The following is a 23,347-nucleotide window of genomic DNA, read 5'->3' as shown; positions in this document are numbered from 1 at the left end:
ACCTGCGGTCATTCCGGATCCGATATGAGTTCTTTCGCGATATCGCTATTAGACATCGGCCGAGGGCATCTGCTTTGCTCCTGCCCTCCGGATCCCGATCGACGAAAGCAAGGACTACGTATGCGCAACCTCCGCTGCCCCGCCGCCCTGCGGGCGACCGCGCTGACGGTCTCCCTCCTGGCGGGCGCCGCCCTCGCCTCCGCCCCTGCCACTGCGGCGGCGACGGCGCCCGCAGCGCAAGCGGCACCGTCGGGTGAGGCTCAGGTCAAGAAGGAGCTGCGGGCGCTCGAAGCGTCGTTCGACGGCCGCATCGGCGCGTACGCCATCGACACCGCCAGCGGCAGGACCCTGGCCTACCGGTCAGGTGAGCGTTTCCCGCTGCTGTCCACGTTCAAGGCGATGGCCTGCGCGGCGGCGCTGCACCGGGCCCGCACCAGCGAGCCTGGCCTGATGGACAAGGTGGTCAAGTGGACCGCCGCGGACCTCAAGCCCAACTCGCCGACCACGGAGAAGCACGTCAAGGACGGCCTGACGGTCGCCAAGCTGTGCCAGGCGGCCATCACCCTGAGCGACAACACCGCGGGCAACATGGTGCTCAAGCAGATCGGCGGGCCGGCCGGGCTGACGCGGTACTTCCGTACGCTCAAGGACCCGGTCTCGCGCCTCGACCGCTGGGAGACCGAGCTCAACGACTGGGCGCCCAAGGACAGGCGCGACACCACCACGCCCGCCGCCATCGCCCGCGACCTGCGCGCGGTCACCGCCGGCGGCGCGCTGAACCCGAAGGACCGCGAGCGGCTCAACGGCTGGCTGATCGCGACCGAGACCGGCGGCGCCCGCATCCGCGCCGGTCTGCCGAAGACCTGGACGGTCGGCGACAAGACCGGCACGAACACCGAGATCGGCGCCGGCAACGACATCGCCGTCGTCTGGCCCGCCGGCCGCAAGGCCGCCCCGATCATCCTGGCCGTCTACACCAACCGCGAATCCGCCGGCGCCGTCACGAACGACGCGGCCATCGCGCGTGCCGCCACCATCCTGGCCCGCGGTCTCGGCAGGCTCTGATGGGACGACGGGGGACGAAGATCGCACGCCTGGCCGCGGCGGGGGCCGCGGCCGGCGTTCTGGTGGCGGCCATCGTGATCCCGGCCGTGGGGGGCGCCGGGGCCGGGTTCGTGGCGGCGGCCGAGGAGGTGAACCTCGCGCCCGCCGACCTGACCGAGCCGCCGCCGGCCGAGGTGACGATCGTGCGGGACGCCAAGGGCGGCGAGATCGCCCGGTTCTACGAGGAGTACCGCGAGGTCGTCGGCTTCGACGAGATCTCGCCGGTGATGAAGACGGCGATCGTGGCGATCGAGGACTTCCGCTTCTACCAGCACGGGGCGATCGACATCGAGGGCACGCTGCGCGCGCTCGCCACGAACCTGCGCTCCGGCGGGGTGAGTCAGGGCGGGTCCAGCATCACTCAGCAGTACGTCAAGCAGGTGCTGTTCAACGCGGCCACCACGGACGAGGATCGCCACGCGGCCCTGGAGGCGAGCTACGCGCGCAAGCTGAACGAGCTGCGGTACGCGATGGGCATCGAGGAGAAGTACACCAAGGACCAGATTCTTGCGAAATATCTGAACATCGCGTACTTCGGCGCGAGCGCGTACGGGGTGGAGGCGGCGGCCAAGCGCTTCTTCGGCACGCACGCGGCCGACCTGACCCTGCCGCAGGCGGCCACGCTGGCCGGCGCCGTCCAGGACCCGAACGCCACGGACCCCAACCTGGGCCGGGCGCAGCGCGACCGCCTGCTCAAGCGGCGCAACGTCGTCCTGGACCGGATGGCCGAGCTGGGCGAGATCACCGCGGATCAGGCGGCCGAGGCCAAGGCGGCCAAGCTCGGGTACAAGGGCACTCGCCTGCCCGGCGGCTGCGAGTCCAGCAAATATCCGTATTTTTGTCTTTATGTCCGCCAGGAGATTCTCCGCAATCCCGACTTCGGCCCCACCGCCGAGGCTCGGCTGGCCAGGCTCAACCGCGGCGGCCTGACGATCACGACCACCCTCGACCCCGGCATGCAGGCGGCCGCCGAGCAGGCCGTCGCCCGTTACGTGCACCCCTCCGACTCGCCGGTCGCGGCCCAGGCCCTGGTCCAGCCCGGTACGGGGGCGATCAGGGCGATGGCGGCCAGCCGGCGGTACGGGACGAAGGCGGCCAGGAACGAGATCTCGTACAACGTGGTCGCCGACACCGCGCACGGGGGCGGCATCGGGTTCCAGTCCGGCTCGACCATGAAGACGTTCACCCTGATTACCGCGCTGAAGCAGGGCATGAAGCTGGACGACGGGCTGGCAGCGGGGGCGGGTTACCGGGCGCCGTCGTACGCGACGTTCAAGAACTGCGCCGGACAGAGCATCGGCGACCCCGGCCACACCGTCACCAACGACGAGGGCTCCCCCGGCTGGAAGACGCTGCGCAGCGGCACCTGGAACTCGGTGAACACGTTCTTCATGGAACTGGAGGAGCGGGTCGGGCTCTGCGAGACGGTCAAGACGGCCAAGTCCCTGGGCGTGCGGCGGGCCGACGGGAAGAAACTGCAGGAGTACGAGACATTCACGCTCGGCATCAACGAGAGCGACCCGGTCACCATCGCGACCGCGTACGCGGCCATCGCGGCGCGGGGCGAGTACTGCGCGCCCATGGCCGTCACCCGGATCACCGGCCGCGACGGCGAGAGCACCCGTTACCGGCCCAAGTGCCGCCAGGCCCTCGACCCGGCCGTCGCGGACGCCACCGCCGAGGTCCTGTCGGGCGTGTTCACCAAGGGCACCATGCGCGGGGTCGGCGGCCTGGGCCGGGACGCGGCCGGCAAGACGGGCACCACGGACGACTACGCCTCGGCCTGGTTCGCCGGCTTCACCCCCGACCTGGCCGGCGCGGTGAGCCTCGGCGACCCCCGGGGCTCGCAGCGGTACAAGCTGACCGGGGTGACGATCGGCGGGCGGTACTACGGGTCGGTGCAGGGGGCGAGCATCCCCGGCCCGATCTGGCGGGACACGATGCTGTCGGCGCTGCGCGGGGTGCCTCCCACGGCGTTCACCCCGGTGGATCAGGCCCGCTTCGGGGGCTGCGCCGAGAGCTGCCGCCCGGAGAAGCAGGACCCTGAACCGACCCCTCTGGGGACCGCCACGCCCGAAACGCCCACCACGGGGGCACCCGTCACGGAGACGACCGCCCCGGCGGCGGAGACCCCGGAGATGACTCTGGACCCCGGCGACATCCTCAACTGACCGCCGACCGCGTCGGGGCGGGGCAGGCGATCAACGCGGCCGGCGTGCCGCCCGCGCCGGGGCGGGCGACCGACCCGCCTCGGCCCGGCGCCCTCCGGCTCGCGTCGTGTGGCGGCGTTCTCCGGCGCGCGGGGTGAGCGGGGGTCGGCCGGGGGCGCGTATCGTACAGCGTGACCTGCATCCTGCTCGTCGAGGACGACGACGTCATCCGCAAGACCGTCTCCATGGCGCTCGGACGCTACGGTTACCAGCTCGACACCGCCGCCGACGGGCTGAGCGGGCTGGAGGCGTTTCGCGGTGGCGGGCACGATCTGCTCGTGCTCGACGTGATGCTGCCCGAGCTGGACGGCATCAGCCTGTGCCGCCGGGTCAGGGAGTCCAGCCAGGTGCCGATCCTGATGATGTCGGCGCGGGGCGACTCGCTGGACGTGGTGTCCGGGCTGGAGGCGGGAGCCGACGACTATGTGGTCAAACCGGTCGACATCCCGGTGCTGGTGGCCCGGATCAGGTCGGTGCTGCGCCGCGCCGCCGCCCCGGCGGAACCGTCCGGCGGGCCGTCGTCCGGCGGGGCCTCGTCGGGTGGGGCCTCGTCCGGCGAGGCATCGTCCGGTGTGCTGAGGTTCGGCGAGCTGAGCGTGGATCCGGCCGCGCTGGAGGTGCGGCTCAGCGGGCGACTGGTCGAGCTGGCCCCGACCGAGATGCGGCTGCTGCTGGAGTTCGCCGCGCATCCGGGCATCGTGCTGGAGCGGGCCACGCTGCTGCGCGAGGTGTGGGACTACGGCTGGGACGGTGACAGCCGTGTCGTCGACCTGTGCGTGCAACGGCTGAGGAAGAAGATCGGCGCGGACCTGATCGAGACCGTGCGCGGATTCGGCTACAAGCTGCGCAGGTCATGAGACGGCGAACTGAGCGGGTCGTGAGACCGGGGTCGTTGCCAGGGCCGTCGTGGTGGACGGTGGCGGGGTCGTTGCCGGGATCGGCGCCATGGAAGGTGGCGGGGTAGGTGCCAGGGTCATTGCGGTGGAAGGTGGCGGCGCTGATCACGGTGGCCTGTTGCGCCGTCGCTGCCGTGGTCGGGGTGCTGGTGCACCGGATGACGTTGGAGCGCACGATGCGGCTGGGCGAAGGCCGGGCGCTGACGGACGTGGCCACGGTCGCGGCGCAGTACCGGACGGGCGCCGCCCCCGAGCAGCCCGTCCCGTGGACCGACTGGATCCGGGATCCGGCCGAGCTGCCCGCGGCCTTGCGCGCGCGGCTCCCCGCCGAGTCCCCCACCGAGTCCTCCACCGGGTCTCCCACCCGATCGCCCACCGACTCGCCGGCCTGGACGCCCGACGGGTCAGCCGTCACCTGGTACGACGACCAGAAGCCGGATCAGCCGTGGATGTGGGCGGCGCTGCGGGTGCAAGGCGGGTTCGTCGCCACGTCCAAGATCGACATGAGCTCGGACCTCGCGGGCCTGCGCGCACTCGACCGCGCCATGGTACTGGCCGCGCTGACCGCGCTCGCCGTGGTGGTACCGCTCTCGGCCCTCCTCGCCGAGCCGGCCAATCGGCGACTACGCCGGGTCGCCGTCACCGCCCGCCGGATCGCAGCCGGCGACCTGGACGCCCGCGTCGCCACAGCGAAGAGGGACGATTCGGAAGACCCGGACGAGATCGCCACGGTCAAGGGGCGGGGGCCCGGTCGGCGGGACGGGGTAGGCGCGACGAAGCGGCCCGGCCGGGGGGACGAGATCGCTGACATCGCCGTCGCCGTGGACTCGATGGCGGCGAGCCTGCAGCACCGCCTGCTGGCCGAGCAGCGGTTCACCGCCGACGTCGCGCACGACCTGCGCACCCCCATCATGGGCCTGGTCGCCGCCGTCGAGTTGCTGGACGAGGGTGAGGCGGCCGACCTGGTACGCGACCGCGTACAGGTACTGCGCTCCCTGGTCGAGGACCTGCTCGAAGTGTCCAGGCTGGACGCGGGCGCCGAGGTGGCCGATCACGTACGGGTGCCGCTGGCCGAGCTGGCGGCGCAGTCCGCGGCCCGGGTGGGCGTCGAGGCACGGGTGGTGATCCCGGACGGCGGCGAGCCGGTCGCCGTGACCGATCCGCGCCGTCTGGACCGGATCGTGGCCAACCTCGTGCTGAACGCCCGCCGCCACGGCGAGCCCCCGGTGCTGATCACCGTACGGGACCACCTGGTCGAGATCCGCGACCACGGCCCGGGTTACCCGCAGGAACTGCTGGCCGAGGGCCCGCGCCGCTTCCGCACCGGCGCCGCCGAACGCGGCCGGGGACACGGTCTCGGGCTCACGATCGCGCTGGGCCAGGCGGGTGTCATCGGCACGGAGCTGTCCCTGGCCAACGCCGAGGACGGCGGCGCGCTGGCCACCCTCCGTCTCCCCCGCCGGGATCCGGGCACCTCCTGATACAGGGTTGATACACGATCAAGCCGGTCCGGAGACACGGTCACGACGGGACGAACACATGGGCGGCGCAGCATGGCCGCCATGTCACGTTCATCCGCGTTCAAGCTGCCGGTCCGGCTGCCGCGCCTGCTGCCGGTCCTGACCGTCGTCCTGCTCGCGGTGAGCGGCCTGGCCGGCTGCGGAGCCGTGCCGCACGTCGCCGGCGCGACCGTCTCCGGCGTGTCCCTGCCATGGCCGGGCGAGGGGCAGGCGGCGGTCGAGGTGGAGGGGCTGGGCAGCCTGGGCGTCAGCGGCGAGGCGGAGCCGGTGCCGATCGCCAGCGTGACGAAGGTCATGACCGCGTACGTGATCCTGCGCCGCCACCCGCTGAAGCCCGGCGAGGACGGCCCGCTGGTCGAGGTGGACCGGACGGCCGCGGACGAGTCGTACTCGGGGCAGGAGTCCACCGTGCCGCTCCTTGAGGGGCGGCGGATCCGGCTGCGCCGCCTGCTGGAGCTGATGCTGGTGCCGTCGGGCAACAACGTGGCCCGCCTGCTGGCCCGCTGGGACGCCGGTTCGGAGGAACGCTTCGTCTCGCGGATGAACGCCGCCGCCCGCCGCCTGGGCATGGCCGCCACCATGTACACGGGAGCCAGCGGCAACGAGGACAGCACCGTCAGCACCGCCGCCGACCAGCTCGTGCTGGCCGGGGCGGCGATGCGCGACCCGGTGTTCCGTGCGGTGGTGGCGCAGGGCGACGCCGCCGTGCCGGGCGACGTCAGAAGGCTGCCCAACACGAACGCGCTGCTGAACCGGCACGGCGTCGTCGGCATCAAGACCGGCTCGGGCACGGCCGCAGGGGGCAACCTGATGTGGGCGTCCCGGGTGCGGGGCCGCCTGGTGCTGGGGGTGATCCTGGGTCAGGCGGCTGGAAGTGACCCGGTCACCGGCAAGACGGCCGCGCTGGAGGCGGGGGCGAGGATGAGCGCGGCGGTCGAGCGGTGGCTGCTCGAAACGACGACGGCCCAGGCCCACCCCGGCTCAGGGGCGGGCGCGGCGGCGGGCGATCCGGCTCACAAGTGAGCGCGGCGGCGGCTCACCCGTCTCGCGGGCGAGCGCGCCACCGCACAGCGCCACCGCACAGCGCCACAGCCCAGCGCCACCGCCCGGCAAGCGCCGCCGAGCGGCTACAGCTTGGTGTAGCAGGGCCCGTCGAACGTGTACGCCTGCGCCGTCGGCCCCACGAAGAAGTCCTTGGCGATCGTCACCCCCGTCGTCGCCTTGTCGTCCACCTTGTTGATCAACGTCTGCCGGAACACGGACGCCCCGCTGGCGTCGGCGTAGTTCCCCGCCTCGGGCGGCAGCATGCCCTCGTAGTCCACGCTGGTGAGCGTCTTCACCGCGGCGAGCAGCCCCTTCCTGCTGATGTCCCCGCCGGCGACCATCTTGTCCAGGGCGGCCTTCATCGGGTACGCCCACGCCCACCCCGAGGTGTAGCCGTCGTTCGGGGTCACGCCAGGCAGGGCATCGCGCATCGCCTTGTGGCCGGGGGTGTCGGCGTCCCAGGGCTTACCGGGGGCCGACTGCTCGTACAAGGCCTTCAGCGCGGGCGCGGCCGGCGACTGGAGAAGGGCGGGGTTCCAGGTGGGGCCGGTGCCGATGAAGCGGCCCTTGTAGCCGGCCGCCGCCGTCTGTCCGACGATCGTGGCGGCGTCCGCCGGGCCGGTGGTCAGGATGACCAGGTCGGGCTTGTTCTTGGTGATCTCGGTGATGGCCCGGCCCTGCTCGGTCGCGCCGGACGGCGTCTCGACGCTGGTGAACGTCAGCTTGTTGCGCTCGGCGGCCACCTTGGCGCCGGCCGCGGCGTCCGCGCCGTAGTCGCCGGCCAGGTGCACGGCCATGACCGACTTCGGCTTGTACGTCTCCACCGCGTAGTCCACCGAGTTCATCGCCTCCACGCAGTAGTTGGAGCCGGTCTCGATGATGACGTCCTCGAACTCCCAGGCCGAGGTCCAGGAGGCGGGGGCCGCGACGATGGAGTTCGCCTTGAGGTCGCCGATGATGGCGGCCGTGGTGGGCGAGCCGAGCGTCTGGGCCAGGCCCAGCACCTGGTCCTTGATCTCGTTGTAGACCTGCCGGTGCACCTCCGGGTTGTACTTGTTGTCCTTGACGTACCGGGTGACGTCCACCTCGTACCGGCCGCCGATGCCGCCCGCCTTGTTGACCCGGGCCCAGAACGCCTTCTGGGCGTCGGTGATCGGCACGGCCAGCGCGGCGAAGGGGCCGGAGGTGAGGTCGGAGACCGTGCCGAGGTAGATGCAGCCCTTCTTGGTGTCGACGGCGGACGGGCACGGTTCGGTGGTGACGCCCGGAGCCTGGGCGCCGCCCTTGCTGCCCTCGTCGTCCCCCCGGATGACGCCGCACGCGGACAGAAGGGCCACTATGGCGATACTCACCAGCACATAGCGACTCTTCATCAGGAATCCCTTCTGATCAGTACGAGAAAGGCCAGGACTTCCAGTAGTTGCGGACCCGGATCCACAGGCCGAACAGGCCCCGGGGCTCGAAGATGAGGAACAGCACGATCAGCAGCCCGTACAGGACGGTCTCGACCTGGAACACGTTCGGCGTCTGCGTGGTGTCGCCGCTGATGAACGGCACCAGCGCCGGCAGCGACCTGGTCACCGGCTGCAGCAGCGAGATGAACAGCGCGCCCGCGATGGCCCCCGACACCGTCGCCACCCCGCCGATCAGCACCATCGCGATGAACTGCACCGACAGCAGCAGGTTGAACGAGCCCGGCTCGACGTAGCCGGAGATCGTGTAGAGCAGGCCGCCCGCGCAGCCCGCGTAGAAGGAGGAGATGCCGAAGGCGAGCACCTTATACCTGGTCAGCGGCACTCCGATCACCGCGGCCGCGATGTCCCGGTCGCGGATGGCGGCGAAGGCGCGGCCGACGCGGGAGCGGGCCAGGTTGCGGGCGGCCACGGCGAAGACGATCAGCAGCGCCAGCATGAGTGTGTAGAGGACCTGCTCCTTGGTGCCGAACGGCCCGTCCTGGTCGAGGCGGACGCCGAGCAGCTCGGGCACCGCCGCCTCCCGGCCGACGCCTGGGCCGCCGGTCAGTTCCTGCCACTCCTTGAAGACGTGCTCGCCGAGGAAGACCAGCCCGAGCGTGACGACGGCCAGGTAGAGGCCGCGCAACCGGCCGGCCAGCGGCGCCACCAGCACCCCGGCCGCGGCGGCGACCAGGCCGGCGGCGGGCAGCCAGATCCAGACCTCCGCGATCCCGAAGCCGATGTTCTCGCCGTCCACCGGGCCGGAGAGCGCGGCGGCGGTGTACGCGCCGATGGCCACGAAGAACGCGTGCCCGAGCGAGACCTGACCCGCGTACCCGGTGACGATGTTGAGCCCGATCGCGCCGATGGCCAGCACGTACGCCCCGGCCAGCACCTCCAGCGACCGGTCCTGCAGCAGCACCGACAGCCCGAACGCCAGCGCCACCAGCAGCAGCGTCCACAGCCGCTTGGCGGGGGTGTCGAGCAGGGCCATGTCCTGGGCGTAGGAGGTGTAGAGCAGCGGCCGGCCGCGCACCCTCCGAGACCGGCCGGTCGGTATGTCTGGGGCGACGGATGCCGCCTCTTCCCGCGTCTCGGTCATACCCGTTCGACCTCCCGGGTCCCGAACAGCCCGTACGGTTTCACCAGCAGGACGATCAGCATCACCACGTACGGCGACACGATCGCGAAGTTCTGCCCCAGCCACGGCGCGAACTCCCCCTGGTACGACTGGAACAGCGACTCCACCACCCCCACGACGAGCCCGCCGGCCACCGCGCCGCCGAGCGAGTCGAGCCCGCCCACGATGATCGCCGGCAGCGCCTTCAGCGCGATCACCCAGGTCATCTGCTCGATCCCCTGGCCGGTGCCGACGAACATGCCGGCGATGGCGGCCAGGAATCCGGCCAGGCCCCACGACAGCGCGAAGACCGCGCCCACGGAGACCCCCTGCGCCAGCGCGGTCTCCTGGTCGAAGGCCGCCGCCCGCATGGCCAGCCCGTAGCGGGTGTGGCGGAAGAAGGCGAACAGCAGCGTGACGAGCACGGCGGTGACCACCATCATGGCCAGCCAGCGCGACTGCACGACCAGCGGGCCGAGCGACACCTGGGTGAACCCCCACGGGTCGCCGACCTGGCGCACGTCCCTGCCGATGAAGCCGTTGACCACCACCCGCACGACCACGTCGATCCCGAGCGTGATGATCGCCACGACGAAGACCGGCCGGCCCACCATCGGCCTGATCGCCACCCGTTCGATCGCCAGCGCGACACCGGCGATGAGCAGCGCCGACAGCAGCACGGCCAGGTAGAAGCCGGTCACCTCGGCCAGGTAGCTGACGGCGACCGCGCCGGCCAGCATGAGGGCGGGCTGGGCGAAGCTGATCACCCGCGTGGCCTTGTAAATGATCACGAAGCCGAGCGCGAGTAACGCGTAGACCGAGCCGTTGCCCAGCCCCCTGATCACCGTCTCCAGCAGGCCCTTCACCGGGCGTACATCCCTTCGACCAGGTCCTCGAAGAGCTTGGCCACGGCCGAGCGCTTGACCTTCTGGGTGGCGGTCAGCTCACCGTCCTCGTGGTCGAGCTCCTTCGGCAGGAACGCGAACCGCTTGATCTGCTCGACGTAGGCGAAGCGGGCGTTCACCTCGGTCACGACCCCCTGGACGAGCTCCCGCACCTCCGGTTTCTCCGACAGGTCCCGATACGTCGTGTACGGCAGCCCGCGCCGCCGCGCCCACTCCCCCACCGTGTCCGCCTCGATGCCGATCAGCGCCACCAGGTACGGCCGCTGGTCCCCGACGACCACGGCCTCCTTCAGGTACGGCGACGCCTTCAGGACGTTCTCGATCTCGCTCGGCGCGATGTTCTTGCCGCCGGCCGTGATGATGATGTCCTTCATCCGGTCGGTGATCCTGATGTGCGTGCCCTCGGCCCATTCGCCCACGTCGCCGGTGTGCAGCCAGCCGTCCTCGTCCAGCACGTCCGCCGTGGCGCGCGGGTTGCGCCAGTAGCCGGCGAAGTTGCCCGGATGCCGGGTCATGATCTCGCCGGTGGCCTCGTCGATCTTCACCTCGGCGCCGGGGTGCGGCTCGCCGACCGTGCCCAGGCGAACCCGTCCTGGACGGTTGGCGGTGGCGATGGCGGTGTTCTCGCTCATGCCGTACACCTCGTGCATGGGCAGGCCGATCCCCATGTAGAACTTGAGCACGTCCGGCGCGATCGGCGCGGCTCCGGAGGCGGCGTAACGCACGCGCCGCATGCCGAGCCGCTCGCGCAGCGCGCGGTAGCAGAGCAGCCAGCCCGCCCCGTACGCGGCCCGCGTCCAGAACGTGTGCCTGCCGCCGGTGCGCACCAGCGCGGTGCCGATGCGGTCGGCCACGCGCAGCCAGAACCGGGTCAGCGCCCGCTTGACCGGCGAGGCCGACTCCAGCCTGATGTCCACCTGGGCCAGCACCTTCTCCCAGATGCGCGGCACCCCGAACAGGATCGTCGGCTGCACCTCGCGCAGGTTGGCCTGGACGGTGTCGATGGACTCGGCGAAGTTCACCTGCACGCCGGCCGCCGCGTTGAACCAGACCGTGAACGCCCGCTCGGCCACGTGGCACAGCGGCAGGTACGACAGGATGAGATCGCGTTCCGACGGCGGCGGCGAGGCGAAACCGCCGCCCTCGACCAGGACGCGTACGGCGAACTCGACGTTCGCGACGGTCAGCATCACGCCTTTGGGCGGCCCGGTGGTGCCGGAGGTGTAGATGAGCGTCATCACGTCCGACGGGCGCGCCTCAGTCATCCGGCGCTCGACGGCGCCGGGGTGCGCGGCGCGGTGCCCGGCCCCGAGGGCGAGCAGCTCGGGCCAGGACATCAGGACGTCGTCGTCGTAGCGCCCGCGGATGCCGCGCGGCTCCAGATAGACGATCCGCCGCAGCTCGGGGCACTCGCCGAGGACGGACAGCGCCTTGTCCACCTGCTCCTGGTCCTCGGCGACGAGGATCTTCGCGCCCGAGTCGGCCAGCAGGTAGGCGACCTCGGCGGACGGGTTGGTCGGGTAGAGGCCGACCGTGATGGCCCGCACGGCGACCGCGCCCAGATCGGCGTACAGCCATTCGGGGCGGTTCTCCGCGTGCACGGCCACCCGGTCGCCCGGCTCGACGCCGAGCGCGAGCAGGGCGTGCGCGACCAGCTCCACCTGCGTCCAGTACGCGCCCCAGGTGACCTCCTGCCAGATGCCGAGGTCCTTGTGCCGCATGGCGACGGCCCCGGGATCGCGCGCGGCGCGCTCGCGCACCCTCGTGACGATGGTCGCCGTGGCCTGGGCCTCGGTCCGCACGCTCATGCCGTTCCTCCCAGGTACGCCTCGATGACCGCCGGGTCCCGCTGCACCTCCACCGGGGCGCCGAGCGCGACCTGGCGGCCGAAGTCGAGCACGAGCACCCGGTCGGCCAGGTCCATGACCAGCCCCATGTCGTGGTCCACGAGCACGACGGGGATGCCCAGCTCGTCTCGGATGTCCATGACGAACCTGGCCATGTCCTCGGTCTCCTCCAGGTTCATGCCGGCCACCGGCTCGTCCAGCAGGAGCAGCTTCGGCTCCATCGCCAGCGCGCGGCCCAGCTCCACCCGTTTCTGCACCCCGTACGGGAGCAGCCGCACGGGGTGACGGCGCCACGGCTCCAGTTCGAGGAAGTCGATGATGTCCTCGACCTTGGCGCGGGCGGCCAGCTCGGCCCGGCGGGCGCGGCCGTACCAGAGCAGGGCCGACAGCGCGCCGTAGCGGAAGTGGTGGTGGCGGCCGAGCATCAGGTTGTCCAGGACCGTCAGGTTGTGGAACAGCTCCACGTTCTGGAACGTCCTGGCCATCCCCATGGCGGCGATCTCGTGCGGGCGGCGGGCCAGCAGGTCCTCGCCGAGGAACGTGACCCGGCCGCTCTGGGGCCGGTAGACGCCGGACAGCACGTTGAAGATCGAGGTCTTGCCGGCGCCGTTCGGCCCGATGATGGCCAGCAGCTCCGCCTGGCGCACCTCGAAGGAGACCCCGTCCACGGCCTTGACCCCGGCGAAGCTCAGGTGCACGTCCTCGAAGGTCAGGAGAGCCATCGCTTCCTCCGCTTGTAGTGCTTGACCTCGCGGAAGGACCGGACGGCCCCCAGGTAGAACTCCTTGATGTCCTCGTCGGCGAGCAGTTCGCCGGCCGGCTTGTCCATGACGATCTTGCCGGTCTCCATGACGTAGCCGTGGGAGGCGATGGACAGGGCCATGGTGGCGTTCTGCTCGACCAGCAGGACCGTGGTGCCCTGGCGGTTGATCTCGACGATGAGGTCGCGGACCTGGCCGACCAGTGACGGCGCCAGGCCGAGACTGGGCTCGTCCAGCAGCAGGTACTTCGGGCCCGCCATGAGCGCGCGGCCGACGGCCAGCATCTGCTGCTCGCCGCCCGACAGGTAGCCCGAGACGCTTCTGCGCCGCTCGCGCAGCAGCGGGAAGAGGCCGTAGACGCGGTCCAGGTGGGACTCGCCCGCGGTGTGGCCGCCGACTTTGAGGTTCTCCTCGACGGTCAGCTCGGCCAGGATGCGGCGGCCCTCCATCACCTGGCTCACCCCGCGGCGGACGATCTGCGCCGGCCGCAGGTGGTGGATGGGCTCGCCCTCCAGCGTGACGCCGCCCTTGGTGATCTCGCCGTCGTGCACGCCGAGCAGGCCCGAAAGGGCTCGCAGCAGGGTGGTCTTGCCGGCGCCGTTCGCGCCGAGCAGGGCCACGATCGAGCCAGGCGGGACGCGGATGCTCACGCCGCGCAGCACGAGCATCACGTCGTCGTAGACGACCTCGAGGTTGCGTACCTCAAGCACGCGCGGCTCCTCGGGATTGTGTGGCCTGTGTCACTCCCCCCGATGACCTCAATGTCCACGTTCGCCCGCCCAGCGACAAGGGCCCCGGCCGAAATTCGAACGCGACTCTCGGCCTAGGATTTCGAGTATGGCAATTTGTGAGCATCTTTCTCAGGCCGCCGACCCCGCCGCCAGGACGCCCGACGGGTGCGAGGAGTGCCTGGCCCACGACGGCCGGTGGGTCCATCTGCGCCGGTGCCTGGAGTGCGGGCACATCGGGTGCTGCGACTCCTCGCCGGCCAAGCACGCCACGGCCCACTTCCACGAGAGCGGCCATCCGGTCGTGCAGTCCTACGAGCGCGGCGAGAACTGGCGGTGGTGCTTCGTCGACAGCCAGATGGGCTGACGCGCTGGGCCGGGGGCTCCTCCGGCCGCGTGTGTCAGCGTTCGAGGATGGCCTCTTCGAAGTCGAGCTGGGCCATCACTTCCCGCAGCACCTCGTCGTCGAGGCGGCGCTCGTCGCGCAGCCGGACGAAGACCTGGCGCTCGGCCTGCAGCATGTCGCGGCGCAGGCGGCGGTAGAGCGCGCTCGGTGTCTCCGCGCCGCCGGGGCCGGTGCCGCCGCCGAGGCGCTCCCACGCCGACAGGGAGCGCCGCCACGACTTCTCCCTGAGCTGGTCGATGACCTGTTTCTGGATCTGGTCGGGCTCGCCCTCCTGCTCGCCGACCAGCCGGTCGAGCTCCGCGAGCCCCGCTTCGAGCGCCGCCTGCTGGGCCGCCGCCTCCGCCAGGCGGTCGTCGTAGCGCTCCTGCTCGCTCGACACGCGCAGCCGCCTGATCAGCGCGGGGAACGTGGTGCCCTGGATGAGCAGCGTGCCGATGACCGTGGTGAACGTCAGGAACAGCAGCAGCGCCCGGTCCCTGGCCGGCACCGTGGGCGGGATGGCGAAGGCCGCCGCCAGCGACACCACGCCGCGCATGCCCGCCCAGCCGAGTATCACCGTCTCCGCCGCCGTCGGCCGCGTACGGCCGAGGAGCTTGAGCAGGTAGGTGTGGCCGAACATCCAGGCGAACCTGGCCACAATTGCGACCGCCAGCACCGCCCCGGCGTAACCCGCCACCTCCCAGGCCCCGTAGCCGGTGATGCCCTTGATCACGGTCACGAGCTGCAGCCCGATCAGCGCGAACACCACCGCTTCGAGGAAGAAGTCGGTGACCTTCCACACGGCATCGGACACCAGCCGGGTGCCGAACCCGCGCAGATGCATGCGATTGCCCAGGTAGAGGCCGACGATCACCACCGCGATCACGCCCGAGGCGTGCACGGACTCCGCCGCCAGGTAGGCGGCGAACGGGATCAGCAGCATCAGCGTGTTCTCCACCAGCGAGTCGCGCGTCCGCTGGAACAGCCACGCCAGCGCGAACGCCAGCACCAGCCCGATCACCACCCCGCCGGCGGCGGCGAACACGAACTCGCCCAGCCCTTCCCACACGCTGACCGCGCCGCCCAGCGCCGCCCCGATGGCCACCCGGTAGAGGGTGAGCGCGGTGGCGTCATTGAACAGGCTCTCGCCGATGAGGATCGTCAGCGCCCGGCGCGGCAGCCCCAGCCGCCGGCCGACCGCGACGGCGGCCACCGCGTCGGGCGGGGCGATGATGGCGCCGAGCGCGAACGCCAGCGCCAGCGGCAGGTCCGGCAGCATGAAGTTGACCAGCATCCCGACCACCGCCGTGGTGAACAGCACCAGCCCGACCGACAGCAGCCCCACCGACCGCCTGACGTCACGCAGGCGCAGGTAGGAGCTGTCGAGCGCGGCGGAGTAGAGCAGCGGCGGCAGGAACACGTAGAGCACCAGCTCGGGCTGCAGCGGCACCGCCGGCACCATGGGCGAGACCAGCAGCCCCGCGGCCACCAGCAGCAGCGGGGCCGGCCAGCCCATGCGCCTGGCGACGGCCGCCACGGCGATGGCGCCGGCGGCCACCAGCAGCAGTTGCAGGCCCATGGTCGATGTCAACGCCGCGCCCCTCCCACGCCCAGCCCGATGGGGTCGGGACCGCCCTTCGGAGCCACGGCTCCGCGGGGCTCGCTCCACGACTCGTGATCGGCCGCCGGGGCCAGCCCTGGCCCGATCGTCTCGCGGTGAGCGTACCCGGTGGGACGGGGTGAGCCGTCACCACTCCCTGCGGTCGCTTCTCTCGTGATAGTCGGGCTGGTCAGGACGCAGGCGCTCGCCCGTGGAGAACATGGGGTCCCCGACGTAGGGGCGGGACATGTCGTCGGGATGCTGCCCGGACGCGGGCGGGTACTGCTGGTCCGGCCGGCCGAGGGTCATCAGCGGGTCGACCGGGTTCGGCTGCTGAGGGCTCTGGTAGGAGCCGTAGTCGTCGTGGACCGGCGCCGGCTGCGGCGGCTGCGGGGCGGTGTGGCGGCGGCCCGCGCCGGGGATGCCGTGCATGGGCGTGCCCAGGCCCGCCGTGCTCTGCTGCGGCTGTGCCTGAGTCTGGGGCTGGGGGTGGGCCTGGGGGTGGGGCTGCTGGTAGGCGTCGGGGCGGCGGCCGCCGTACGGGTCGGAGGGATAGTCGGCGGCCGCGGGCGCCTGGTAGCGGTCGGCCGCCTGCGAGGGGAAGCCGAGCGGGTCGGTGCTCAGCGGGGCCTGGCGGCGCTGGTCGGAGCCGGGCATCTGGTAGACGGGCTCGTTGTCCACGTACTGAGGGCCGGTGAACGGCTCGGGCTGGACCTGCTGGGCGTAGGGGTGGGGGCCGCTGAGCGGGTCCTGGCCGTACTGGTGGGGTCCGCTGAGCGGATCGGAGGTGTACTGCGGGCCGCTGAAGGAGTCGCCGGCGTACTTCTGCTGGGGGCCGGTGGAGTCGACGTACTGGGGGCCGGTGAAGAGGTTGCGCGGCTCGCCGTACGCGGGGGTGCTGTCCCTGGAGGGGTCGGCGTAGCCGGTGTCGCGGGGGGCCGTCGTCTCGCCGTAGGAGGCCACCAGCTTGTCCTGGTGTGCCGCAGGGGTGCCCCTGGCCACGAGGACGTCGCTGGGCGACAGCGCCGCCGTGGGCCGCTCGTCGAGCTGCGGCTGCCGGGGCGGCTGCTGCCCGGGCTGCTGGCCCGGTTGCTGTCCGTGCTGGCCGGGGCGGTGGTAGGTGCCGGTGCCCGGCATGACCTCGGTGCCGGGTTCGGGCGCGGGCACGGCGGGCTGCTCGCCCGTGGCCTCCGCAAAGCCCTCGTCGAGGGTGTCGAGCAGCCGCCCGACGTCCTCCATCGGCATGCGGAAGCTCGCGGTGCACATCTCGCCGCGCCACAGGCTGAGGACCAGCGTGCCCTCATGCCACGTGACCCGGAGGCACCGCTCCTGACCTCGTGCATCGAAGAAGACTTCGCCGAACGACGGCAACGGGACAACTTCCGACATGGCAGACATACTGCTTTAACCAGCCTTTATTCGTCCACTCAACCCCGGAAAACCCTGTGTAACCGGCCTTCCCATCTACTCCCGGAACCCCTGTGGTCACAACCCGTGAAGACACTACGTCACCGGCTGGAGTTCCGATCGCCCAGTGTGCCACGCAACCCGGCGGGAGTTTTCGCGAACGCCAGGATGCGTCTGGCCGATCACACGGCGTTCGGCGCGGCGGCGCCGGAGAGCGGGTAGCGTTTACTGCCGTGCCGGACTCCCATCTCCCGTCAGTGGACGAACTGCTCAGCATCGTGGTCAAAGCTCTCGGAGGGAGCGAACGTCAGGGCCAGATCACCATGGTCCAGGCGGTGCAGAAGGCCATCGATACCGAGGAGCACCTGGCCGTCCAGGCCGGCACGGGCACCGGCAAGTCGCTGGCCTACCTGGTGCCCTCCATCCGCCACGCGATGGACAGCGACACCCCCGTGGTGATCTCCACGGCCACCATCGCGCTGCAGCGCCAGCTCGTCGACCGCGACCTGCCCCGGCTGTCGGAGGCGCTGGCCAAGGAGCTGCCGCACGAGCCGACGTTCGCCATTCTCAAGGGCCGCCGCAACTACCTGTGCCGCTACAAGGCCACGGCCGGCTGGCCCGAGGAGGACGAGCAGGACCAGCTGTTCGACCCGCGCGAGGTGAGCGCGACCGGCCGCATGGTGCAGCGCATCCAGGAGTGGGCCGAGGAGACCGAGACCGGCGACCGCGACGAGCTGGTGCCCGGCGTGAGCGAGCAGGCCTGGCGGCAGTTCTCCGTGAGCGCCCAGGAGTGCCTCGGCGCCAGCCGCTGCCCCTCGGGGGCCGAGTGCTTCGCCGAGCTGGCCAGGGCGCGGGCCGGCGAGGTCGACGTGGTGGTGACCAACCACGCGCTGATGGCCATCGACGCCATGGGCGAGCTGCCGGTGCTGCCCGAGCACGAGGTCGTGGTGGTCGACGAGGCCCACGAGCTGGTCGACCGGGTGACCTCCGTGGTGACCGGCGAGTTGTCGGAGTCGTCGGTGATGCTGGCGGTGCGCCGGGTCGGCCGGCTGATCGACCAGCCCCTCGCCGACCAGCTCATGGAGGCCGGCGAAGACCTCAAGGCACTGCTGGCCGCCGCGCCGCCCGGCCGCATCGACGAGCTGCCCCAGGTGCTCGGGCTGACGCTGCAGCTCATCCGCGACACCTCCTGGCGCTGCGTCACCGCCATGGGGCCGCGTAACGCCGACAAGGACGACCCCGACAAGGCCGGGCAGCGCAAGGCCGCGTTCAACGCCCTGGACGAGGTGCACGACACGGCGGTGCGCATGCTGGAGGCGTACGGCCACGACTCCGAGTCCGACCGCGCCGAGGTGGTCTGGCTCGACGCCGGCACCGACCGGCGCCCGCCGGCGCTGCGCGTCGCGCCGCTGAGCGTGAGCGGCATGCTGCGCGACAAGCTCTTCGGCGAGCGCACGGTCGTGCTCACCTCGGCCACGCTGGCGCTCGGCGGCACGTTCGACGCGCTGGCGGCGCAGTGGGGGCTCGGCGACGGCAAGGGCTGGCAGGGCCTCGACGTCGGCTCGCCGTTCGACCACCCGCGCGCGGGCATCCTGTACGTCGCCAAGCACCTGCCCCAGCCGGGCCGCGACGGGCTGCCGCAGCAGTACCTCGACGAGATCACCGAGCTGATCGAGGCGGCCGGGGGGCGCACGCTGGGTCTGTTCTCCTCGATGCGCGCGGCCAAGGCGGCCACCGAGGCGCTGCGCGACCGGCTGGACGTGCCGCTGCTGTGCCAGGGCGACGACTCGACGATGCTGCTGGTCAAGCAGTTCGCCGAGGACGAGCCGACCTGCCTGTTCGGCACGCTGTCGCTGTGGCAGGGCGTGGACGTGCCCGGGCCCTCGCTGCGGTTGGTCATCATCGACCGGGTGCCGTTCCCGCGCCCCGACGACCCGCTCACCTCGGCCAGGCAGCGGCACGTGGCGGCCAGGGGCGGCAACGGCTTCATGGCGGTGGCCGCCAATCACGCGGCGCTGCTGCTGGCCCAGGGGGTCGGGCGGCTGCTGCGCTCCCAGGACGACAAGGGCGTGATCGCGGTCCTGGATCCCCGGCTGGCGACCGCCCGCTACAGCGGCTTCCTGCTGGGCTCGCTGCCGCCGTTCTGGCGCACGACCGACCCGGCGGTCCCCCGGGCCGCACTCAAGCGCCTGGCCACCGAACCCGCCTGACCCGCGTCCCCGGGCCGTACCTGCGGCCCGGGAAAGGTGCCGGTCAGGACCAGGGGGCGAGGTCGGGGCGTTTGGGCAGGATGCCGTCGCCCGACGACACGCCGCGCAGGCGGCGCGACATCCACGGCACCAGGTGCTCGCGCATCCACTGGGCGTCCTCGCGCCGCCGGGCCCGAGGATCGACGGAACGCTCGGGCCAGTCCTTGCGCCAGTCCTCGAACGGCACGCCCAGCACGTCGAGCACCCGGGCCGCGACGAGCCGGTGACCGTCCTCGTTCATGTGCAGCCGGTCGGCGCTCCAGGCCCGCCAGTCGCGCAGCCCCTGCATGGACCACTGGTCGACGAGGCGGCACCCGTACAGGTCGGCGATGGAGCGCAGGTGCAGGTAGTAGATGGCGAATCGGCCGCGCAGGCGCCGCATCAGCGGCGTGTCACGCGGATCGACGCCGGTGAACAGCAGCACGTCGGCCCCGCCCGCGCGCAGGTCGCGCACGGCCCGCGCGAGGGTCTTGGCCATCACGTCGGGGTCGCTGCCCGGCCTGAGCAGGTCGTTGCCCCCGGCGCAGAAGCTGACCAGGTCGGCCCCCATCTCCACGGCCACCGGCACCTGCTCGGCCGCGACCTGGTCGAGGAGCTTGCCCCTGACGGCCAGGTTGGCGTAGCGGAAGGAGGGGTCGTCGGCGGCGAGCCGCTCGGCCACCCGGTCGGCCCAGCCCCGGTAGTGGCCGTCGGGACCGGGATCGTTCAGCCCTTCCGTGAAGCTGTCGCCGAGGGCGACGAAGGACTTGTAGTGCCTCATGAGGTGGTGTTCATCTCCGCGATAGCGTGCAGCGCAAGGACGTACGACTGTAGTCCGAAGCCCGCGATCGTGCCCGTCGCCACCCCGGCCACGACGGAGGTATGACGAAACTCTTCCCTGGCCGCGGGATTGGAGATGTGCACCTCGATGAGCGGGGCGGTGCGCTGGGCCACGGCGTCGCGCACGGCGTAGGAGTAGTGGGTGAAGGCGGCCGGGTTGAGCACCACCGGGATGCGCCCGTCGCACGCCTCGTGGATCCAGCCGATGAGCTCGGCCTCGGAGTCGGTCTGGCGCACGTCCACGTCGTGGCCGAGCTTGCCCGCGGTCTCGCGGCAGAGCTGGACGAGGTCCTCGTAGGTGGAGGCGCCGTAGACGCCGGGCTCGCGCTTGCCGAGCCGGCCGAGGTTGGGCCCGTTGAGTACGAGGATCATTCGGCGATCTCCTTGTAGGCGGCTTCGAGCAGCTCTTCCGCGGGGCCTTCGAGGCGGCCGGGCTCGGCCAGGCCGTCGAGCACGACGAAGCGCTGCTTGGCGCCGCGGCTCTTCTTGTCCAGGCGCATGTGGTCGCGCAGGCGCGGCCAGGCCTCGGCGCGGTAGGAGACGGGCAGGCCGACGCCGGTCAGGATGGCACGCGTGCGTTCGACGAGGTCGGCGCGGCCCGCCAGCCTGGACAGCTCGGCGGCGTAGACCATGCCGATGGCCACGGCCTCGCCGTGGCGGATGCCGTAGTGCTCGTCGCGCTCGATGGCGTGGCCGAGCGTGTGGCCGTAGTTGAGTATCTCGCGCAGCCCGGCCTCGTGCAGGTCGGCGCCCACGACGTCGGCCTTCACCCGGATCTTGCGCTCGATCAGCTCGCGGGTGTGGGGGCCGCCGGGGCGGGTGGCCGCCTCGGGGTCGGACTCGACCAGCCGCAGGATCTCCGGGTCGGCGATGAAGCCGCCCTTGATCACCTCGGCCAGGCCCGCCACGTAGTCGCGCCTCGGCATGCTGTCGAGCGTGGACAGCTCGCACAGCACGCCGGCGGGCGGCAGGAACGTGCCCACGAGGTTTTTGCCCTCGGCCGTGTCGATGCCGTTCTTGCCGCCGACCGCCGCGTCGACCATGGCCAGCAGCGTCGTCGGCACCAGCACGACCTGCACGCCGCGCAGCCACGTGGCCGCCACGAACCCGGCCAGGTCGGTCGTCGCTCCGCCGCCCACGCCGACCACGGCGTCGGACCTGGTGACGCCGTGGCGGCCCAGCTCGGACCAGAGCCGCGCGGCCACCTCGACGCTCTTGGCCCGCTCGCCGTCGGGCACGGTCAGCTCGACCACCTGGTAGCCGGCCTCGGACAGCGCCGCGCGGACCGGCCGGGAGATCTCCGGCAGCGTCTCGGGGCTGACCACCGCTACGGTGCGCACGCCGGGCTTGAAGAGCGTGGCCAGCTCGGCCAGCACGCCGGTGCCGACGACGACGTCGTAGGGGCTGTCGCCGCGCACGTGGATCCGCGTCGCGGTCACGAGGCCACCACCTTCACGCTCGCGATCACCCTGGCCTTCGCGGCGGGGCCCGCGCACGGACTCGTCATGCGCCCAGGCCCTTCACGATCTCGTCGGCCAGGTCGGCCGGCTCGCGCTTGTCGGTGACCACCGTCATGACGGCCAGCCGCTCGTAGATCGGGCGCCGCTCCTCCATCAGCTTCTTCAGCTGGCTGCGCGGGTTGAGCACCAGCAGCGGCCTGGCGGAGGCGAGCCCGACCCGCTGGATCGCGTCGGAGAGCCCGACCTGGAGGTAGACCACGTGCTGGCCCTGGAGCAGCGTCTGTGTCTCCGCGTGCAGCACGGCGCCGCCGCCGAGCGACAGGACGCCGTCGTGCTCGGCCAGCGCCCGGCGCACGGCGTCGTGCTCCAGCTCGCGGAAGCGCTCCTCGCCGTCCTCGACGAAGATGTCGGAGACGGGCTTGCCCGCCACGGCCTCGATGTCGGCGTCGGTGTCGCGGAACCCGACGCCGAGCCGCTCGGCCAGCAGCCGCCCGAGCGTGGTCTTGCCGGATCCGGGCGGCCCGATCAGCACAACCCTGCTCATATGTCGCTCACCATTCTCATCCGCACCGTGCTCAGTCGTCTCACCCGCACTGGCTCACTTGGCGCATCCGCGCCGGGCTTACTTGATCACCATGGAGGAGAGGTAGCCGGACAGGTTGCGGGCGACCTCCTCCACGGAGTCGCCGCCGAACTTCTCGATCGCCGCGTCGGCCAGCACCAGCGCCACCATCGCCTCGGCCACGATGCCGGCCGCGGGGACGGCGCACACGTCGGAGCGCTCGTGGTGGGCCTTGGCCGCCTCGCCGGTCTTGACGTCGATCGTGGCCAGCGCCCTCGGCACCGTCGAGATGGGCTTCATGGCGGCGCTGACCCGCAGGACCTCGCCGTTGCTCATGCCGCCCTCGACGCCGCCCGCGCGGTTGGTGATGCGGCGCACGCCGTCGTCGGTGGTGTATTCGATCTCGTCGTGGGCCTGGGAGCCGGGACGCCGTGCCGTCTCGAAGCCGTCGCCGACCGCCACGCCCTTGATCGCCTGGATGCCCATGAGCGCGCCGGCCAGCCTGGAGTCGAGCCTGCGGTCCCAGTGGGTGTAGCTGCCGAGGCCCGGCGGCAGGCCGTAGGCGAGCACCTCGACGACGCCGCCGAGCGTGTCGCCGTCCTTGTGCGCCTTGTCGATCACGGCGACCATCGCGGCGCTGCCCTCGGCGTCGGAGCAGCGCACCGGGTCGGCGTCGATCCTGGCCAGGTCGCCGGGGCCGGGCAGCACCGGGGACGGCGTGCGCGCGCCGCCGATCTCGGTCACGTGGCTGACGATGTCGACGCCGAGCGCCTGCTTGAGGAAGCGCCTGGCGACCTCGCCGAGCGCCACTCTGGCGGCGGTCTCGCGGGCGCTGGCCCGGTCGAGCACGTTGCGGGCGTCGTCGAAGCCGTATTTCTGCATGCCCGCCAGGTCGGCGTGGCCGGGGCGGGGGCGCGACCTGGGCGCGTTGCGGGCCAGGCCCTCCAGCTCGGCCGGGTCGACCGGGTCGGCCGACATGACCTTCTCCCACTTGGGCCACTCGGTGTTGCCGACGCGGACGGCGACCGGGCTGCCCATGGTGCGGCCGTGGCGGACGCCACCGGCGATCGTCACCTGGTCCTGCTCGAACTTCATCCGCGCCCCGCGACCGTAGCCGAGCCTGCGGCGGCGCAGGGCCTCGTCGATGGCGGACGTGGTCACCTCAACCCCGGCCGGCAGGCCTTCGAGGATGGCGACGAGTTCGGGGCCGTGGGACTCTCCGGCGGTCAACCAGCGCAACATGCGTACAAGTCTTCCACGTACCGCCTAGTGAGAT

20 protein-coding genes are annotated in these 23,347 nt (G+C 71.8%); 7 read left to right on the top strand and 13 right to left on the bottom strand.

The window, feature by feature from the left end; translation table 11 throughout:
• Nucleotides 1-120: 120 nt before the first annotated feature.
• From bla to AB0C27_RS17425, 5 genes are all read left to right on the top strand, one after another.
• The gene (bla, locus tag AB0C27_RS17445; protein WP_357844669.1) at nt 121-1,065 is read left to right on the top strand and encodes a class A beta-lactamase; all 945 of its coding nucleotides are present in this window, start codon (nt 121-123) and stop codon (nt 1,063-1,065) included.
• A complete protein-coding gene (locus tag AB0C27_RS17440) occupies nt 1,065-3,275 on the top strand; it encodes a transglycosylase domain-containing protein (protein WP_357844666.1) in 2,211 nt (736 codons plus the stop codon). Before bla ends, AB0C27_RS17440 begins: the two co-directional genes overlap by 1 nt.
• A gap of 170 nt (nt 3,276-3,445) precedes the next feature.
• Complete coding sequence (gene cseB / locus AB0C27_RS17435) at nt 3,446-4,171, top strand: two-component system response regulator CseB (protein WP_357844663.1); 726 nt, start codon at nt 3,446-3,448, stop codon at nt 4,169-4,171.
• Between the two features lie 107 nt (nt 4,172-4,278).
• On the top strand, nt 4,279-5,691 hold the full coding sequence (locus AB0C27_RS17430) for an ATP-binding protein (RefSeq protein WP_357844660.1): 1,413 nt from the start codon (nt 4,279-4,281) through the stop codon (nt 5,689-5,691).
• An 81-nt stretch (nt 5,692-5,772) separates the two neighbouring features.
• Nucleotides 5,773-6,753: a hypothetical protein gene (locus AB0C27_RS17425; protein ID WP_357844657.1), complete on the top strand. Its 981-nt coding sequence runs from the start codon at nt 5,773-5,775 to the stop codon at nt 6,751-6,753.
• 104 nt (nt 6,754-6,857) lie between these two features.
• On the opposite strand, the gene AB0C27_RS17420 is transcribed toward AB0C27_RS17425, so the two are convergent.
• The 6 genes from AB0C27_RS17420 to AB0C27_RS17395 are packed head-to-tail and all read right to left on the bottom strand — an operon-like array spanning nt 6,858 to nt 13,571.
• Nucleotides 6,858-8,147: an ABC transporter substrate-binding protein gene (locus tag AB0C27_RS17420; protein WP_357844654.1), complete on the bottom strand. Its 1,290-nt coding sequence runs from the start codon at nt 8,145-8,147 to the stop codon at nt 6,858-6,860.
• A 16-nt stretch (nt 8,148-8,163) separates the two neighbouring features.
• Nucleotides 8,164-9,330 carry a branched-chain amino acid ABC transporter permease gene (locus AB0C27_RS17415; RefSeq protein ID WP_357844651.1) on the bottom strand — a complete coding sequence of 389 codons (1,167 nt, stop codon included), beginning with the start codon at nt 9,328-9,330 and terminating at the stop codon, nt 8,164-8,166.
• Nucleotides 9,327-10,214 carry a branched-chain amino acid ABC transporter permease gene (locus AB0C27_RS17410; protein ID WP_346110662.1) on the bottom strand — a complete coding sequence of 296 codons (888 nt, stop codon included), beginning with the start codon at nt 10,212-10,214 and terminating at the stop codon, nt 9,327-9,329. The genes AB0C27_RS17415 and AB0C27_RS17410 overlap by 4 nt, the downstream gene beginning before the upstream one ends.
• A complete protein-coding gene (locus AB0C27_RS17405; protein WP_357844648.1) occupies nt 10,211-12,061 on the bottom strand; it encodes an AMP-binding protein in 1,851 nt (616 codons plus the stop codon). Before AB0C27_RS17405 ends, AB0C27_RS17410 begins: the two co-directional genes overlap by 4 nt.
• Entirely contained in the window at nt 12,058-12,822 is a 765-nt protein-coding gene (locus tag AB0C27_RS17400) for an ABC transporter ATP-binding protein (protein ID WP_357844645.1), read from the bottom strand. Before AB0C27_RS17400 ends, AB0C27_RS17405 begins: the two co-directional genes overlap by 4 nt.
• Complete coding sequence (locus tag AB0C27_RS17395; RefSeq protein WP_346110659.1) at nt 12,810-13,571, bottom strand: ABC transporter ATP-binding protein; 762 nt, start codon at nt 13,569-13,571, stop codon at nt 12,810-12,812. The genes AB0C27_RS17400 and AB0C27_RS17395 overlap by 13 nt, the downstream gene beginning before the upstream one ends.
• 127 nt (nt 13,572-13,698) lie before the next feature.
• Here AB0C27_RS17395 and AB0C27_RS17390 point away from each other — a divergent pair, with 127 nt between their 5' ends.
• Nucleotides 13,699-13,956: a UBP-type zinc finger domain-containing protein gene (locus tag AB0C27_RS17390; RefSeq protein ID WP_326638317.1), complete on the top strand. Its 258-nt coding sequence runs from the start codon at nt 13,699-13,701 to the stop codon at nt 13,954-13,956.
• A gap of 34 nt (nt 13,957-13,990) precedes the next feature.
• Here the strand turns inward: AB0C27_RS17390 and AB0C27_RS17385 are convergent, their stop codons facing one another.
• Nucleotides 13,991-15,565, bottom strand: coding sequence for a Na+/H+ antiporter (locus AB0C27_RS17385; RefSeq protein ID WP_357844641.1), 1,575 nt, complete (start codon nt 15,563-15,565; stop codon nt 13,991-13,993).
• Between the two features lie 156 nt (nt 15,566-15,721).
• The gene (locus tag AB0C27_RS17380) at nt 15,722-16,963 is read right to left on the bottom strand and encodes a hypothetical protein (RefSeq protein ID WP_357844638.1); all 1,242 of its coding nucleotides are present in this window, start codon (nt 16,961-16,963) and stop codon (nt 15,722-15,724) included.
• Nucleotides 16,964-17,214: 251 nt separating this feature from the next.
• Between AB0C27_RS17380 and AB0C27_RS17375 the strand changes: the two genes are divergently transcribed.
• On the top strand, nt 17,215-19,191 hold the full coding sequence (locus AB0C27_RS17375; protein WP_357844635.1) for an ATP-dependent DNA helicase: 1,977 nt from the start codon (nt 17,215-17,217) through the stop codon (nt 19,189-19,191).
• A gap of 43 nt (nt 19,192-19,234) precedes the next feature.
• On the opposite strand, the gene AB0C27_RS17370 is transcribed toward AB0C27_RS17375, so the two are convergent.
• The 5 genes from AB0C27_RS17370 to aroC all read right to left on the bottom strand — a co-directional run bounded on the left by AB0C27_RS17370 (nt 19,235) and on the right by aroC (nt 23,313).
• Nucleotides 19,235-19,990 (bottom strand): SGNH/GDSL hydrolase family protein, encoded by a 756-nt coding sequence (locus tag AB0C27_RS17370; protein ID WP_106234358.1) that lies wholly within the window; start codon nt 19,988-19,990, stop codon nt 19,235-19,237.
• Nucleotides 19,987-20,421 carry a type II 3-dehydroquinate dehydratase gene (gene aroQ / locus AB0C27_RS17365; protein WP_357844631.1) on the bottom strand — a complete coding sequence of 145 codons (435 nt, stop codon included), beginning with the start codon at nt 20,419-20,421 and terminating at the stop codon, nt 19,987-19,989. The genes AB0C27_RS17370 and aroQ overlap by 4 nt, the downstream gene beginning before the upstream one ends.
• Entirely contained in the window at nt 20,418-21,488 is a 1,071-nt protein-coding gene (gene aroB, locus AB0C27_RS17360; RefSeq protein ID WP_357844628.1) for a 3-dehydroquinate synthase, read from the bottom strand. Before aroB ends, aroQ begins: the two co-directional genes overlap by 4 nt.
• Before the next feature lie 64 nt (nt 21,489-21,552).
• Nucleotides 21,553-22,053 (bottom strand): shikimate kinase, encoded by a 501-nt coding sequence (locus AB0C27_RS17355; protein WP_346110651.1) that lies wholly within the window; start codon nt 22,051-22,053, stop codon nt 21,553-21,555.
• Nucleotides 22,054-22,131: 78 nt separating this feature from the next.
• Nucleotides 22,132-23,313, bottom strand: coding sequence for a chorismate synthase (gene aroC / locus AB0C27_RS17350; protein WP_357844624.1), 1,182 nt, complete (start codon nt 23,311-23,313; stop codon nt 22,132-22,134).
• Nucleotides 23,314-23,347: the final 34 nt, after the last annotated feature.

The organism is Nonomuraea sp. NPDC048882 (assembly GCF_040649755.1).
In the GTDB taxonomy this organism is placed as follows: Bacteria; Actinomycetota; Actinomycetes; order Streptosporangiales; family Streptosporangiaceae; genus Nonomuraea; species Nonomuraea maheshkhaliensis.
This window is presented reverse-complemented; position numbering and strand designations above follow the sequence as displayed.

Coding starts and splice junctions, on each gene's coding strand:
- bla (WP_357844669.1), top strand. CDS start 121: ATGCGCAACCTCCGCTGCCCCGCCGCCCTGCGGGCGACCGCGCTGACG.
- AB0C27_RS17440 (WP_357844666.1), top strand. CDS start 1,065: ATGGGACGACGGGGGACGAAGATCGCACGCCTGGCCGCGGCGGGGGCC.
- AB0C27_RS17425 (WP_357844657.1), top strand. CDS start 5,773: ATGTCACGTTCATCCGCGTTCAAGCTGCCGGTCCGGCTGCCGCGCCTG.
- AB0C27_RS17420 (WP_357844654.1), bottom strand. CDS start 8,147: ATGAAGAGTCGCTATGTGCTGGTGAGTATCGCCATAGTGGCCCTTCTG.
- AB0C27_RS17415 (WP_357844651.1), bottom strand. CDS start 9,330: ATGACCGAGACGCGGGAAGAGGCGGCATCCGTCGCCCCAGACATACCG.
- AB0C27_RS17405 (WP_357844648.1), bottom strand. CDS start 12,061: ATGAGCGTGCGGACCGAGGCCCAGGCCACGGCGACCATCGTCACGAGG.
- AB0C27_RS17400 (WP_357844645.1), bottom strand. CDS start 12,822: ATGGCTCTCCTGACCTTCGAGGACGTGCACCTGAGCTTCGCCGGGGTC.
- AB0C27_RS17390 (WP_326638317.1), top strand. CDS start 13,699: ATGGCAATTTGTGAGCATCTTTCTCAGGCCGCCGACCCCGCCGCCAGG.
- AB0C27_RS17380 (WP_357844638.1), bottom strand. CDS start 16,963: ATGTCGGAAGTTGTCCCGTTGCCGTCGTTCGGCGAAGTCTTCTTCGAT.
- AB0C27_RS17370 (WP_106234358.1), bottom strand. CDS start 19,990: ATGAGGCACTACAAGTCCTTCGTCGCCCTCGGCGACAGCTTCACGGAA.
- aroQ (WP_357844631.1), bottom strand. CDS start 20,421: ATGATCCTCGTACTCAACGGGCCCAACCTCGGCCGGCTCGGCAAGCGC.
- AB0C27_RS17355 (WP_346110651.1), bottom strand. CDS start 22,053: ATGAGCAGGGTTGTGCTGATCGGGCCGCCCGGATCCGGCAAGACCACG.
- aroC (WP_357844624.1), bottom strand. CDS start 23,313: ATGTTGCGCTGGTTGACCGCCGGAGAGTCCCACGGCCCCGAACTCGTC.